Source organism: Burkholderia sp. AU31652, assembly GCF_002223155.1.
Taxonomy (GTDB): domain Bacteria; phylum Pseudomonadota; class Gammaproteobacteria; order Burkholderiales; family Burkholderiaceae; genus Burkholderia.
In genome coordinates, this window is record NZ_NKFG01000005.1 from 352,713 (window position 1) to 366,914 (window position 14,202).

Annotated in this window: 11 protein-coding genes; 7 read left to right on the forward strand and 4 right to left on the reverse strand. The window is 67.9% G+C overall.

The genetic code is table 11. The annotated features are described in order from the left end of the window. Nucleotides 1-130: 130 nt before the first annotated feature. The 3 genes from CFB40_RS19120 to CFB40_RS19130 all read right to left on the reverse strand — a co-directional run bounded on the left by CFB40_RS19120 (nt 131) and on the right by CFB40_RS19130 (nt 3,636). Nucleotides 131-1,612, reverse strand: coding sequence for an aldehyde dehydrogenase family protein (locus CFB40_RS19120; RefSeq protein WP_089433245.1), 1,482 nt, complete (start codon nt 1,610-1,612; stop codon nt 131-133). Between the two features lie 22 nt (nt 1,613-1,634). Beyond that, nucleotides 1,635-2,585: an agmatinase gene (gene speB, locus CFB40_RS19125; RefSeq protein ID WP_089428442.1), complete on the reverse strand. Its 951-nt coding sequence runs from the start codon at nt 2,583-2,585 to the stop codon at nt 1,635-1,637. A gap of 166 nt (nt 2,586-2,751) precedes the next feature. Beyond that, nucleotides 2,752-3,636, reverse strand: a complete 885-nt coding sequence (locus CFB40_RS19130; protein ID WP_089432058.1) for a helix-turn-helix transcriptional regulator — start codon at nt 3,634-3,636, stop codon at nt 2,752-2,754. Between the two features lie 198 nt (nt 3,637-3,834). Here CFB40_RS19130 and CFB40_RS19135 point away from each other — a divergent pair, with 198 nt between their 5' ends. The 4 genes from CFB40_RS19135 (at nt 3,835) to CFB40_RS19150 (ending at nt 8,073) form a co-directional block, all read left to right on the forward strand. Further along, the gene (locus CFB40_RS19135) at nt 3,835-4,179 is read left to right on the forward strand and encodes a cupin domain-containing protein (protein ID WP_089428440.1); all 345 of its coding nucleotides are present in this window, start codon (nt 3,835-3,837) and stop codon (nt 4,177-4,179) included. Between the two features lie 83 nt (nt 4,180-4,262). After that, nucleotides 4,263-5,720 (forward strand): NAD(P)/FAD-dependent oxidoreductase, encoded by a 1,458-nt coding sequence (locus tag CFB40_RS19140; RefSeq protein WP_089428439.1) that lies wholly within the window; start codon nt 4,263-4,265, stop codon nt 5,718-5,720. 108 nt (nt 5,721-5,828) lie between these two features. Continuing rightward, nucleotides 5,829-7,019: an MFS transporter gene (locus CFB40_RS19145; RefSeq protein WP_089432059.1), complete on the forward strand. Its 1,191-nt coding sequence runs from the start codon at nt 5,829-5,831 to the stop codon at nt 7,017-7,019. Nucleotides 7,020-7,152: 133 nt separating this feature from the next. Next, complete coding sequence (locus CFB40_RS19150) at nt 7,153-8,073, forward strand: LysR family transcriptional regulator (protein ID WP_039353976.1); 921 nt, start codon at nt 7,153-7,155, stop codon at nt 8,071-8,073. Between the two features lie 304 nt (nt 8,074-8,377). Here CFB40_RS19150 and CFB40_RS19160 read toward each other — a convergent pair whose 3' ends face one another. Continuing rightward, entirely contained in the window at nt 8,378-9,208 is an 831-nt protein-coding gene (locus tag CFB40_RS19160; RefSeq protein WP_089432060.1) for a helix-turn-helix transcriptional regulator, read from the reverse strand. 238 nt (nt 9,209-9,446) lie between these two features. Between CFB40_RS19160 and CFB40_RS19165 the strand changes: the two genes are divergently transcribed. The 3 genes from CFB40_RS19165 to CFB40_RS19175 all read left to right on the forward strand — a co-directional run bounded on the left by CFB40_RS19165 (nt 9,447) and on the right by CFB40_RS19175 (nt 14,191). Further along, a complete protein-coding gene (locus tag CFB40_RS19165; RefSeq protein WP_089432061.1) occupies nt 9,447-11,180 on the forward strand; it encodes an amidohydrolase in 1,734 nt (577 codons plus the stop codon). 216 nt (nt 11,181-11,396) lie between these two features. Then, nucleotides 11,397-12,512: a polyamine ABC transporter substrate-binding protein gene (locus tag CFB40_RS19170; protein ID WP_089432062.1), complete on the forward strand. Its 1,116-nt coding sequence runs from the start codon at nt 11,397-11,399 to the stop codon at nt 12,510-12,512. 98 nt (nt 12,513-12,610) lie between these two features. Then, nucleotides 12,611-14,191 (forward strand): DUF3138 family protein, encoded by a 1,581-nt coding sequence (locus CFB40_RS19175; RefSeq protein ID WP_089432063.1) that lies wholly within the window; start codon nt 12,611-12,613, stop codon nt 14,189-14,191. Nucleotides 14,192-14,202 lie beyond the last annotated feature (11 nt).

Below are 14,202 nucleotides of genomic sequence, written 5' to 3' on the forward strand. Positions count from 1 at the left end.
GCACCGTGCAGCCGCAGGGCCGACGAACGCCGGTTGCCGGGCCGCCTGGGCCTCGGTCCATAAATCGGTAAGAAAGACGGCACCGTGCCGCGAGACACGGTGCCGCCAACGGCCTCGAAGGCTCCACTGGTCAGTCGATCGCGCGCATCGCGTGGCGCAGCTCCTGATAGCTGCGCAGCCCCGCGACACCGAGTTCGCGCCCGATTCCGCTGAGCCCGAACCCGCCCCAGCACACGTGCGGGTAGATGAGCTGCGGCGCGTTGATCCACACGAGCCCCGCGCGCACGCGCTGCTGGAATTGCTTCGCGATAGCCGCATCGCGCGTCACGACGGTCGCGACGAGCCCGTAGCGCGTGTCGTTCGCGAGCGCGATCGCTTCGTCGTCGGTGCGGAACGATTTCACGCACGCGACGGGGCCGAACACTTCGTCGGTCCACAGCGGGTTGTCGGCGGCCGGCTCGGCGATCACGACGGGCGCCATGAAGAAGCCGTCGCCGCCGGCATCCGCCACGCGGCCGCTGAAGGCGACGCGTGCGCCCGCGTCGATGCCGTGCTGGAGCATCGCTTCGACGCGCGTGCGCTGCGCGGCCGAGATCAGCGGCCCCATCGCGACCTGTTCCGCGGCCGGCGGCGCGACGACGAGCGCGCGCACGGCGGTTTCGAACGCGGCCATGAAGCTGCGGTACACGCTGTCGTGCACGAGGATGCGCGCGGTGGCCGAGCACATCTGGCCCGCGTTCGTGAAGGCGCCCGCGACCGCGAGCGACACGGCGACGTCGAGGTCGGCGTCGTCGCGCACGATCAGCGACGACTTACCGCCGAGTTCGAGCGTCACGCGCTTCATGTCGACGGCGGCGGCCTGCATGACCTTGCGGCCGGCCGCGGTGCTGCCGGTAAACGAGATCTTGTCGATCAGCGGATGCGCGGTCAGCGCCGCGCCGACGTCGGCGCCGCCGTTCACGACGTTGACCACGCCGGCCGGCACACCGGCTTCGGCGACGAGGTCGAGCAGCGCGTGTTCGGTCGGCGACGTGAGTTCGGACGGCTTCAGCACGACCGTGCAGCCGGCCGCGAGCGCGGGCGCGAGCTTCCACGCGGTCGTGACCATCGGGAAGTTCCACGGCATGACGAGCGCCGCGACGCCGACGGAATCGTAGAAGCGCTCGGCGGTGACGGCGTCGCTCGGCAGTGCGACCGGTTCGGCCGTGAACAGCGCCGGGTCCTCGCACAGCTTCGCGTAGTACGCGAACGTCGCGGCGACGTCGCCGACATCGGCGTCGGCCTCGAACGGCGGCTTGCCGCTCACCTGCATCTGCAGCGCGGCCAGGCGATCGCGGGACGCCTCGACGCGCTCGGCGATCTTGGCGAGAATCCGGCCGCGTTCGGCCGGCGGCGTGTCGCGCCAGCCGGCGAACGCGTCGCGCGCGGCACGCACCGCGGCGTCGACGTGCGCGGCTGTCGCGAATGCCTGCCAGCCGATCGCGGCACCCGTCGATGCGTCGAAGATCGGCGCGCCGGGCGCGTCGGCAGGCGTGTGCACGGGCTGGCCGGCGATGTGCGCCGCGGGCAGCACGAACGTGGCGGTGGAACGGGAAAGCTCGGCGGTGGACATGAAGGTCATCCTGTCGGTCGGGTTAGCGGTAGGCGACGCCCGGCATCACGCAGAGCATCTCGAACGCGAGGTTCGCGCCGGTGAGCGCGGTGGTGCCGGTCGGATCGTACGGCGGCGCGACTTCGACGAGGTCCGCGCCGACGATGTTCAGGCCCTTCATCCCGCGCACGATTTCGAGGCCCTGCTGCACGGTGAGGCCGCCGATTTCCGGCGTGCCGGTGCCGGGCGCGAACGACGGATCGAGGCCGTCGATGTCGAAGCTCAGGTAGACCGGCGTGTCGCCGACGCGTTCGCGCACCTGCGCCATCAGCGGTGCGAGCGACTGGTTCCAGCACTCTTCAGCCTGCACGACGGTGAAGCCCTGCTGGCGGCACCAGTCGAAATCGTCCGCGTGGTAGCCGGTGCCGCGCAGGCCGATCTGCGTGACCTTGTCGCATTGCAGCAGCCCGTCTTCCACCGCGCGGCGGAACGGCGTGCCGTGCGCGATCTTCTCGCCGAACATCGTGTCGTTCACGTCCGCGTGCGCGTCGACGTGCACGACGGCGACCTTGCCGTACTTTTTATGCAGCGCGCGCAGGATCGGCCACGCGATCGTGTGGTCGCCGCCGAGCGTGATCGGCCGGCAGCCGTTCGCGACGATCTCGTCGTACGCCTCCTCGATGCGGCGCACCGAGTCCTTCAGGTCGTACGGGTTGGTCGCGACGTCGCCGATGTCGGCCACCTGCAGCGAATCGAACGGCGCCGCGCGCGTGGCCATGTTGTACGGGCGCAGCAGCACGGATTCGGTGCGGATCTGGCGCGGGCCGAAGCGCGAGCCCGAGCGGTTCGACGTGCCGAGATCGAGCGGCACGCCGACGAAGCACACGTCGAGGCCGTCGGTCGTCGCGGCTTGCGGCAGCCGCATCATCGTGGCGATGCCGCCAAAGCGCGGCATCTCGTTGCCGCCCATCGGTTGATTCAGTTCGCGGGGCATGGGCCGTCTCCTTTATTTGAGGTCAAGCGATCGGCCGATGGTAGAGGAGAACACGCGCGCGAAGATTTTGAAGTCGCAACGTTTACATCGACGGGCTTCGATGCAAGTGGCGCTACCGCATCGACGCAGCGCAACCGAACGCGGCCGCGCAGTGCGGCCCGGTGTGTCAGCGCGAGATGCCCGGCGATGCGGCGCCGTCGTGCGCGCTGGCGGAAGGGAATGCGGTGGAGGCTGAACCCCACGCGGCAAGCTCGCGTTTGGTGCGCACGCCCAGCTTCGCGAATGCGCGCTTCACGTACGACTCGGCCGACGCGACCCGCACGCCGAGGATCTCGGCCGTCTCCGGCACGGTCTTGCCGGAGAGCAGGTGCTTGCAGGTTTCGTATTCGCGCTTCGACAGCTTCACGCCGTCGGCCGCGATCCGCGCATCGAACTGCGCGAGCGGATGGACGTCGGGTATCGGGTGCGCGACGCGCCGCACGGCCGTGGTCGACGCATGCAGTTCGAGCAGCGGGAACAGCACGTCGCTGATGCTGCGAAAGCGGTTCATCTCGGCGAGCGTGAATGGCGGCCGGTCGCGGCCGCGCTCCAGCGCGATCGAATGCTGCGAATAGCGCGTGCCGCGCGCGAGCACGCATTCGTGCCCGATACGCACGTCGTCGAACAGCCGCTGGCGGAATTCGCCGGGCGGGATCGCCGCGATGTCGCGCACCACCAGCATCGTGCCCGTCTTGCCGCGCAGCCCCGCGAACAGCGGGTCGCTGTCGAGAAAGCGCTCGTAGTAGAGCGTCATCACGTCGGAGATTTCGGTGGATTCGGTATCGATGCCGCTGCTGCCGATCCATTCGCATCGATAGCCTGTGGGCATCGAGCCGTCGACGCGTGAGCGCTCGACGTGTGCGACGTCGAGCGGCACGACTTCATTGAGCAGTTGCGTGAGGCGCGGCACGAAGTGCGGCGTGCCGACCGTCTCGATCAGCTCGCCCAGCGCCTTGAACGACACGTTGAAACGGTCGTTGTCGCGGTGGAAGGGGTTCACGTTGAGCAGCATGCGGTTCCCCGGGTCAGAAGCCGGCGGATTGTAGCGTTCGCAACCGAAAACGTCATTAAGGGGAAACACCGTCGGTTGTCCTGCCGACCCGTTTGCCCCGGAAAACACCGCTTGTCCCCCCCGGAGGGGGGCATACCGGGGCAGTGTAAATGAGTAACTTTGTCTCTGCTTTTTTCAATCAAGAGACGAAAGATTCACATGACCAAACTGATCAAGGACATCCTGCCGCTCGGCGCAGGCATCGGCGAATTCACGAAGCTCGACTTCGGCATGGACGAAAGCGACTGGCGCGCGGCGGAAGGCAAGAGCGGCAACTACATCATCGGCTGGTGGGAAGGCAAAGCCGGCTCGGTGGAGTTTCCGGAAACCGCGGCCGACGAAGCCGTGTGGCTCGTCGAGGGCCGGATCGCGCTGACCGACGTCGAAGGCAACCGCAAGGAATTCACGCCGGGCCAGGGCTACCTGCTGCCGGCCGGCTTCGCGGGCCGCTGGGAGACGATCGAGGACGCGAAGAAGTTCTACGTGCTGCTCGAGAAGTCGTGATGTCCGAAGCCGCCGCCGAGCGCGTCGTCCGTGTGACGCGCGCCCGGCGTCGGTTTCGCTGTTCGGGTGTGATGGCTGGGATCATGGAAATGGAAGTCAAGACAAGAGAGACTGCACCGGAGGAGGCGCACGCGATGCGTGGCGCGCCGGTCGCACTGGGCGTCGAGGCGGCGCTCGCGAATACGAAGCTGTTCCCGTACTGGCTCGACAACCCGGCGGCGCCGGCCACCGAGCCGGAACTCGTCGGCGACGTGACGGCCGACCTGCTGATCGTCGGCGGCGGCTTCACGGGGCTGTGGGCGGCCGTGCAGGCGAAGGAACAGATGCCGCACCTGAACGTGGTGCTGATCGAGGCCGGCAAGGTGGCGCACGGCGCGTCGGGCCGCGCGGGCGGGATCATCTCGACGTCGGTGATGCACGGGCTGCCGAACGCGGTGCGCGTGTTCCCGAACGACATCGCGCAGCTCGAGGCATTCGGCCATCACAACCTCGACGGTTTCGAGGACACGCTGAAGCGCTACGACATCGACGCCGATATCGAGTGGAACGGCGAGATGACGGTGGCGGTCGATCCCGAGCACATCGCGCACCTGAAGGGCGACTACGACCTGCATCGCGAGTACGGGCACAACGTCGTGCTGCTGAACCGCGAGGAAACGCTCGAACAACTGAATTCGCCGCTGTTCGCGGGTGCGCTGTGGTCGCGCAACCGCAGCGGCATCGTGCATCCGGCGAAGCTCGCGTGGGGGCTGAAGCGCGCGGCGCTGACGCTCGGCGTGAAGCTGTACGAGCACACGCCGCTCGTGACCGTGACCGACGAAGGCAGCACGGTGTTCGTGACGACGCCGAAGGGCAGCGTACGCGCGCCGCGCGTGGTGTTCGGCAGCGGCACCGCGAAGGTCGGGATTCCCGACATCAACCGCCGCGTGATGCAGGTGCGCGACCACGTGCTCGCGACCGAGCCGCTCACCGACGAGCAGCTCGCGCGCATCGGCTGGAAGAATCGACAGGGCGTGTACGACACGCGCACGCAGCTCAACTATTTCCGGCTGACGAAGGACAACAACATCATCTTCGGCGGGCTGGTGAGCTATCACTTCGACGGCGACCCGGAACCGCACCAGGACGGCCAGCGCGAAACCTACTACCGGCTCGCGGAAGCGTTCTACCGCACGTTCCCGCAGCTGTGCGACGTGCGCTTCTCGCACGCGTGGGGCGGCCCGATCGACTACTGCTCGCGCGGCTCGGTATTCGCGAAGCGCTACCTCGGCGACAAGGCCGTGTTCGTCGCCGGCTATACGGGCTTCGGCGTCGCGGCGAGCCGGTTCGGCGCGTTCATGGGGCTGAACATCCTGTTCGACCGCGACAGCCCCGAGCGCAAGCTCGACATCGCGAACCAGAGCCCGAGCTATATCCCGCCCGAGCCGATGCGCTGGGTCGCCGCGAAGATCACGTTCCATGCGTTCGACGGCGCGGATGCGGAAGGCGGCTGGAAGCGCGCATGGATCAGCGGCATCAAGGCGATGGGCTTCCCGATGTAAGCGATGACGCGGTGGCGCGGCACCACGCCGGGCCGCCGCCGTCGCGACACAAAAAAGACGATCCCCAGAGGACACGGTTCGCGCCGCGGACACGGAGAGAGACACCAGATGAATGTAGTCAACCTGCAGGATGAAGCGCGGCAGGAAAGCGCGCTGTTCGTCGTCGTGATGCTGCTGCTCGGCATGCTCGGGCCGACGGTCTTCCTCGGCCTGCCCGCGATCGTCGGGCAGGTCGAGCGTCATTGGGGCTTCGGCGAAGCGGCGCTCGGACTGTCGAGCTTCATCGAAGTGCTCGGCGAATCGACAGGCACGCTGCTCGTCGCGTTCGTGCTCGGCCGCCAGCCGGTGCGGTGGGTGCTCGCGGGCGCGGTGACGCTCGCGGCCGGCGCGAACCTCGGCACGCTCGCGACGCACGGGCTGGTGGCGTATTCGGCGTTGCAGTTCATCGCGGGCGTCGGCTCGGGCGGGCTGAACGGCATCGCGCTGCGCTACCTGTCGTATTCGCGCGCGCCGGAACGCAATCTCGGGATCATGCTGATGGGGCAGGTGACGTGGAGCATGGTGCTGCTCGCTTACATCTTCCCGATGCTGAGCGACACCTGGGGCGCGCACGGCGTGTTCGGGTTCGTCGCGTGCGTGCTCGGCGTGTTCGTGCTCGCGACGCCGCTGTTTCGCCGCGGCGAGACGCTGGCCGCACCGGCGCCGGAAGGCGTGGCCGGCCGCATCGACCGCAACGGCGCGATGCTGGTGCTGTGCGCGCAGCTTGCGCTGTACGGCGGCGTCGGCGTCGTGTGGACCTTCCTCGAGAAGATCGGCACCGCGGCGGGCCTGAGCGGCCAGTCGGTGTCGCTGGTGCTCGGCGCCGCGAACATCGCGAGCCTCGTGATCTGTGCGGCGATGCCGAAGCTCGGCGCGGGCGCGGGCCTGCGCCGCTGGGCGCTCGTGAACCTCGGCGGTTGCGCGGTCGCGGCCGTGCTGCTCGCGCTGCCGGCCTCGGCTGCGACGTTCACGCTCGGCGCGATCGTCTTCATCGGCTGCTGGACCGGCGGCGCGCTGCTGATCTACGCGACGATTCCGCAGTACGACCTGGTCGGCAAGTCGGCCGCGTTGTCGCCGGGTTGCGTCGCGCTCGGCTATGGCGTCGGCTCGGTCGCGGGCGGCTCGCTGATCGAGCGCGCGGGCACGCAGTCGGCGCTGATCGCAGCGATCGTGCTGTGCGCGATGGCGTTCCTCTGCTACCGGCGGCTGCGGCCGGCCGTGTTCGGCATGGAACGCGCGCTCGTGGTGGCATCTGAATGACGGTGGCGACGCGCACCGCTGCCGATGGCGGCGCGCGTCCGGTTCGGTTCATCGGCGCAGGCGGCGAGCGTGACGTGCGAGGCGCGTCGTGCCAGCCGGCCGGGTAACGCGCACACGCGCAGCGGCTTGAAGCATGTTCTCGAATACTTCCGATCTCGATCTCCGGCTCATCCGGGTCTTTCTGGCCGTCGTCGACGCACGCGGCATCACGGCCGCCGAGGCGTCGCTCGGCGTGCGGCAGTCGACCATCAGCACGCAGCTGTCGGCGCTCGAAGCGCGCGTCGGCTTCAAGCTGTGCGATCGCGGGCGCGGCGGCTTTCGCCTGACGTCGAAGGGCGAGCGCTTCGCGGCCACCGCGCGCACGCTCGTCGCGGCCACCTCCGAATTCGTCGCACGGGTGCGCGACATCGACCGCAAGCTGGTCGGCACGCTGTCGATCGGCCTGATCGGCCAGGCGCCGCTCGTCGAGAACGCCCGCGTGGCCGATGCGATCGGCGCATTCCGCAAGCGCGACCAGGCCGTCACGTTCGCGATGAAGGTCGCGTCGCCGCAGGAGCTCGAGGAGAGCCTCGTCAACAACCAGCTCGATCTCGCGATCGGCTATTTCTGGCATCGCGTGCCGGGGCTGCTCTACACGCCGCTGTTCACCGAGCAGCAGGTGATCTACTGCGGGCGCGGGCATCCGCTGTTCCATGCATCGCGGCCCGTGACCGCCGACGACCTGCAGCTTCACGACTGGGTCTGGCGTACCTATCCGGTGCCGGAGGAACAGTATCCGCTGCCCGAGCGGCGCGTGACCGCGAGCGCGGACAGCATCGAGGCCGCGACGATCCTGATCCTGTCGGGCGGCCATCTCGGCTACCTGCCCGCGCATTATGCGGAGCCGTTCGAGCAGCGCGGGCTCGTGAAGGCGGTGGGCCGCACGACGTTCAGCTTCGACGTGCCGCTGCATCTCGCGATGAAGCGCAGCGCGAGCGACAAGCCGATCGTCGACGCGTTCTGCGAGGACCTGCTGCGCGCGTTCAACATCAAGGCGGCCGCGCTGGCCGCTTAGGGCCTGTTCACGCTAATAACGGGCTTGCGAACGCGCGTTGCCGGTCGTAGTGCAAGGAGTGAGGAGCGCCGTTTGGCCGAGCCAAACAAGCGACGATCGACGCCGCAATACGGCCGGCAAGGCACGTTCCCCTGTTCGGGAAAATTCATTCGTGGGGCTGGCCACCAGAAGGGCCGATCGCCGCGTCACGCTCCTCGCGAATACGTCGAGTATTCGCTTCGTCGCAATCCTTGCGCTCGGCCCTTCTGGTGGCCAGCGCAAGCCCGTTATTAGCGTGAACAGGCCCTAAGCCCGCGGCGCGCGTTCAGCAGTCGACCAGCGCCCAGTCGAACAGCTCGCGGCGCGTGCGCACGCCGAGCTTCGCGAACGCGCGCTTCACGTACGACTCGGCCGTCGACAGCTTCACGTCGAGCTGCTGCGCGGCCTCGGGCACCGAGCGCCCGCACAGCATCAGCCGGCAGATCTCGTGCTCGCGGCGCGACAGCTGCACGTCCTGCCGTTCCAGGCGCGCGTCGAAGCTCGCCTGCGACGCGGTGTTCACCGTCCCCGACGCCACGCGCCGCGCCGCGCAGGTGCGCGCATGCAGCTCGAACATCGGGAACAGCAGGTCGACCATCTGCCGGAAGTGGAACAGCTCGTCCATCGTGAACGCGGGCCGGCCGACGGTGCGCGCCAGTCCGAGTGCGTATTGCAGGTGCGCGTTGCCGTGCACGAGCATGCATTCCTGCTCGATGCCGGGCTCATCGAAGATCTGGCGGCGGAATTCGCCGTGCGCGATGCCTTCCACGTGACGCTGCACCAGCAGCGTGCCGGCCTTGCCGCGCAGCGGCGCGACCAGCGGATCGACCTGGCAGTAGTCCTGGTAATAGACATCCATCACGCGCAGCGTATCGGCCGCGAAGCGCAGGCTGCCGCTGCCGATCCATTCGACGACGAAGCCCGACGTGCTGCCCGTATCCGCGCGCCAGCGTTCGAGGTGGACGGCGTCGGCGTCGATGCTGTCGTTGACGAACTCCGTGATCGCGCCGACGAAATCCGGCGTGCCGACCGCGCGCAACGTCGCGCCGAGCGTGTCGGGGCGCACACCGATCAGGTAGTGGCCGCGGGCGGCCGGGTCGGGCTGGAGAAGTCGCATGGTCGGGCGTGGGCGGTCAGGGGACAGCACGACGTTACGCGAACGCCGTGCACGCGTCAGCCGGGAATTCACCGAATCAACCCCACCAATTTCGTACGTTGTCCCCAAAACGATGACAAGACCGTGCCCGCGGCGGCCGGAATTCGTCCAAGCCCCGGCAGCGGGGGGGCATACCGCCGTGAATCGTCTGCCTATAGTGAAAGCACTTCGAAAACCTGATCAACAGAAAGGACAGGCCATGCAGATGCAACCGACGCGCGCCGCCGTCAACGATTCAACGCCGGCGGATTTCGTTCTGACCAACGCGAAGGTCTACACCGTCGATCCGCACAAGCCGTGGGCACAGGCGGTCGCCGTGCGCGACGGCCGGATCGTCCACGTCGGCGACACGGCGGCCGTGCAGGCGTACGTCGGCGCGGACACGAAGGTCGTCGACGCGGCCGGCCGGCTCGTGTTGCCGGGCTTCGTCGAATCGCACTGGCACTTCGAGACGACCGCGTTCGCGTTCCAGGCGTTCGTGAACTACGAGGATCCGCAGAAGGTGCTCGCCGTGCTGCGTGAGTACGTCGAGTCGCATCCGGACGAGCCGGCGATCACCGGGATGGGCTGGGTGCAGGCGACGATTCCGCCGGCGCTGCTGCGCAAGGAGACGCTCGACGCGATCTGCGCGGATCGCCCCGTGTGCCTGCTGTCGACCGATTTCCATTCGATGTGGGTGAACTCGAAGGCGCTGGAGATCGCCGGCATCGACGCGTCGACGCCGCCCGTGCAGGAAGGCGCGAGCTGGTTCGAGAAGGACGCGGTGACGGGCGAGCCGACCGGCCTGATCGTCGACGGCGCCGCGTATTCGTTGCTGATGCAACGGATCAGCGCGGCCGGCCTGCTGCCGACCGGCATCGACCTGTACCTGAAATCGATCCCGCCGTGGCAGAAGAAGCTGTGCGCGGCCGGCGTGACGACCGTGTTCGACGCGGGCTTCTTCGACGCGAGCGGCGACCAGTCGCTGCTGTACGAGACGCTGCAGACGATGGAGCGCGCGGGCGACCTGAAGCTGCGCGTGGTGGGCAGCGTCGCGGTGATCGGCGAGATCGACGATCCGGTCGGCACGCTCGTCAAATACCGCGAGCAGTACGACTCACCGCTCGTGAAGGCGCGCGCGCTGAAGCTGTTCCTCGACGGCACGGAAGCGAACCACACCGCGTACCTGCTCGAACCGTACGCGGACCGCCCCGACACCTGCGGCGCGCCGACGATGCCGGCCGACACGTTCAACCATTACCTGGTCGAAGCCGATCGCGCGAACGCGAACGTGATGGTTCACTGCGTCGGCGACGCGGCGGTGCGGATGGCGCTCGACGGCTTCGACGCGGTCAACCGCACGAATCCGCCGCGCGACCGCCGCCACGTGATCACGCATGCGTTCCTCACGCATCCGGACGACATCCCGCGCTTCCGCCGCGCGGGCGTGATGGCGAACACGCAGCTGCAGTGGGGCGTGGTCGACGCGTACACCGAGCAACTGCGTGACCACTACGGCCACGCGCGCTGGAGCAACATGTACAAGTTCCGCACGTTCCTCGACGAGGGCGTGACGGTGTCGATCGGCATGGACGGCCTCGCGTGCCAGTGCCGCTGCCAGCACAAGCCGCTCGAGCACATCGAGTCGGGCCATACGCGTCAGCTCGCGGGCGAGCCCGATGCGCCGGTGTTCCCGGACATCGCCGAGCGCCTGAGCATTCCGCAACTGATCGCCGCGTACACGATCCACGGCGCGTACCAGCTCGGGATGGAGCACGAGGTCGGCTCGCTCACGCCCGGCAAGCGCGCGGATCTCGTCGTGCTGGAGAACGACCTGTTCGAGGTCGGCCAGTACGACATCGGCCGCATCGACGTCGCGCTGACGATGATGGACGGCCGCGTCACGCACGTGGGCGAGGACTTCGGCGCGCGCACGGGCGTGCAGGCATCCTGAGCGGTTTTCGGTTGGCGTGACGAAGTGACGACGGAAGCTTTCAAATCGCTTCCGTGTTGGGTCGATTGGGGCATCCGCCCGGAACCGGATGCCCCGATTGTGCGGCGTGTCCCCCTAACGGCAGGGCAGACCGGCCAATTTCCTCTGGCTACATTTTTCCGGACCGAAGCACACACCGTTCATCGCGAGCGGATCATGACATCGACGGAGGAAACCATGGCAGGGGAATGGAGCAAGCATCTGAAAACGGCATGCGCGGCGCTCGCGCTGGGCGGTGCGCTGGGGGCCGGCGTGCCGGCGGCGCACGCGGCGGACGTCGTCAACGTGTACAACTGGGGCAACTCGATCGGCAAGGCGACGATCGCGAACTTCGAGAAGGCGACCGGCATCAAGGTGGTCTACCAGGAGTTCGATTCGAACGAGACGCTGCAGGCGAAGCTGCTGTCGGGCACGTCGGGGTATGACGTCGTCGTGCCGTCCGACATCTTCTGGGCGCGGCAGCTGCAGGCCGGCATCTACCGCAAGATCGACAAGAGCCAGGTGCCGAACTACGGGCTGCTCGATCCGGAAATCATGAAGGTGCTCGCGAAGGACGATCCGGGCAACCAGTTCGGCATTCCGTGGACGTGGGGCACCGACGGGCTCGGGATGAACGTCGAGAAGGTGAAGGCCGCGCTCGGCAACGATGCGCCGCTCGACAGCTGGGCGCTGCTGTTCGACCCGAAGTACGCGCAGAAGCTGAAGCACTGCGGCATTTCGGTGCTCGATTCGCCGGTCGATGCGTTCGGGATGGCGTTCGTCTACCTGAAGAAGGATCCGAACACGACGAGCCCGGCCGACTACCAGGCCGCATACGAGCTGCTGAAGACGGTGCGGCCGTACATCACGCAGTTCAATTCGAGCAGCTACATCAACGACCTCGCGGGCGGCGACATCTGCCTCGCGCTCGGCTGGTCGGGCGACGTGAATTCCGCGCGGATCGCGGCCGCGTCCGCGAAGAAGCCGTATCACATCAAGTACGTGATCCCGACCGAGGGCAGCGCGATGTGGTTCGACATGATGGCGGTGCCGAAGGATGCGCCGCATCCGGACGCCGCGCTGAAGTTCGTCAATTTCGTGCTGTCGGAGAAGGAGAGCGCGAACCTGACCAACGACACGTCGTACCCGTCGGCCGTGCCGTCGTCGAAGCATCTGGTGCGCGCCGACGTGACGAGCGATCCGGCCGTGTTTCCGCCCGCCGACGTGATCCGCAAGCTGAGCCTCAGCAAGCCGGTTCCGCCTGAGCTGATGCGTCTGCAGAACCGTCTCTGGACGAAGCTGAAGACCGAGTAAGCCGGCCGCCGCTTCTCCCCACTCCCGACTACCTTTCGCGCGCCCCGCCGCTCATCGCGGCGGGCGGGGGCGCGCGCGTCCCGACGATCACCCACACCATGAAAATCACACACATGACGGCGCTGTGCCTGCTGGCGTTCGACGCCGCCGCGGCATTCGCGCACACGCCGCAGGCGACCGACGCGAGCCGGATGAAGGCGCTGCAGGCGCAGGTTACCGCGCTGCAGCAGCAGGTGAACGAGCTGCGCGCGAGCATGCTCGCCGCGAAGCCGGCCGGCGCGGCAACGACCGCCACCGCCGCCTCGGGCGGCGCGAAGATCGGCACGATCAACACGGCGGCCGCCGCCGCACCGGCCGCGGATGCGGCGCCGGCCTTCACGAACGACGACCTGCAGCAAATGCGCGAGCAGATCGCGAACGCGTCGCTGAAGGTCGACTCGCTGCAGGAAGCGGCGACCACCGGCCCGCTCGCGGGCCTGAGCATCACCGGCTACGTCGATCCCGTGTACCTGTTCAACCGCGCGCAGCGCACGTCCGGCTTCCAGTTCCTGAACCACGACCCGGGCGCGTACGACTACTTCAACAGCACGATCGGCGACGTCTACCTCGACATCAAGAAGACCTTCGGCGTCGGCCCGATGGCGCCGGCGGCGGAGGTCGTGATCCAGCCGAACCGCGGCTTCGGCAACGTGTTCAGCAACGCGCACGGCGGCATCGGCAACAACATCGTCACGCAGGCGGTGGTCACCGTGCCGCTCAGCACGACCCGCACCTTCGAGATCGGGATGATGCCGAGCCTCGCCGGCTACGAGGTGCAGCCGTCGACGCAGATGCTGACGCTCACGCACGGGCTGCTGTACGACTTCAGCGAGCCGGGCAACCTGATCGGCGTCGGGCTGAAGGGCTCCAACGCGGCGATGACGCGCTTCTGGCAGGTCGTGATCGGCAACGAGGTGCTGCGCACCGCGGGCGCGATCGCGAATGCGGCGAACAACACGACGAAGACCAACTGGACGCCGACGATCACCGCGCGCTTCGACAACGCGACGTCGACCGCCTTCGACTTCGGCGTCTCCGGGATGCTCGGCCGGCAGTCGCTGTTCTCGCCGTGCGCGCAGCCGGGCGGCTACGGCTACCAGTGCAACGGCGCGTCGCCGACCGGCCTCTACAAGTACGTGGAAGCCGACGTGACCTATACGCACGACAAGACGCAGGTCAACGCGCAGGTGGACTACGGCGAGCTGCAGAAGGGCGCATGGAACGGCGGCACCGCGCGCTGGTACGGGATGTCGCTGCTCGGCCATACGAAGTGGACGACGTCGTGGGTCGGCCGCATGGGCGCGACGCTGCGCTTCGACTACCTGAACAACACGTCGAACGGCGGCGGCGGCACCAACATCCAGTACGGGCTCGCGGGCGGCAACCCGTCGGTGAACGGGTCGAGCGGCTTCGGCATCGATCCGGCGTGCTTCCAGGGTTCGTCGACGAACGGCACCGAGTGCAAGGGCGCGCAGCGTTATGCGATCACGGCCGACCTGTTGTTCTATCCGACACAGCAGATCACCGTGAAGCTCGAATACCGCCACGACGCGGCGAACCATCCGGTGTTCCTGAAGAGCAACGGCACGTACGCGCGCAGCAACGACCTGGCCGGGATGCAGTTCATCTACTCGTTCTGACCGGCCGCACG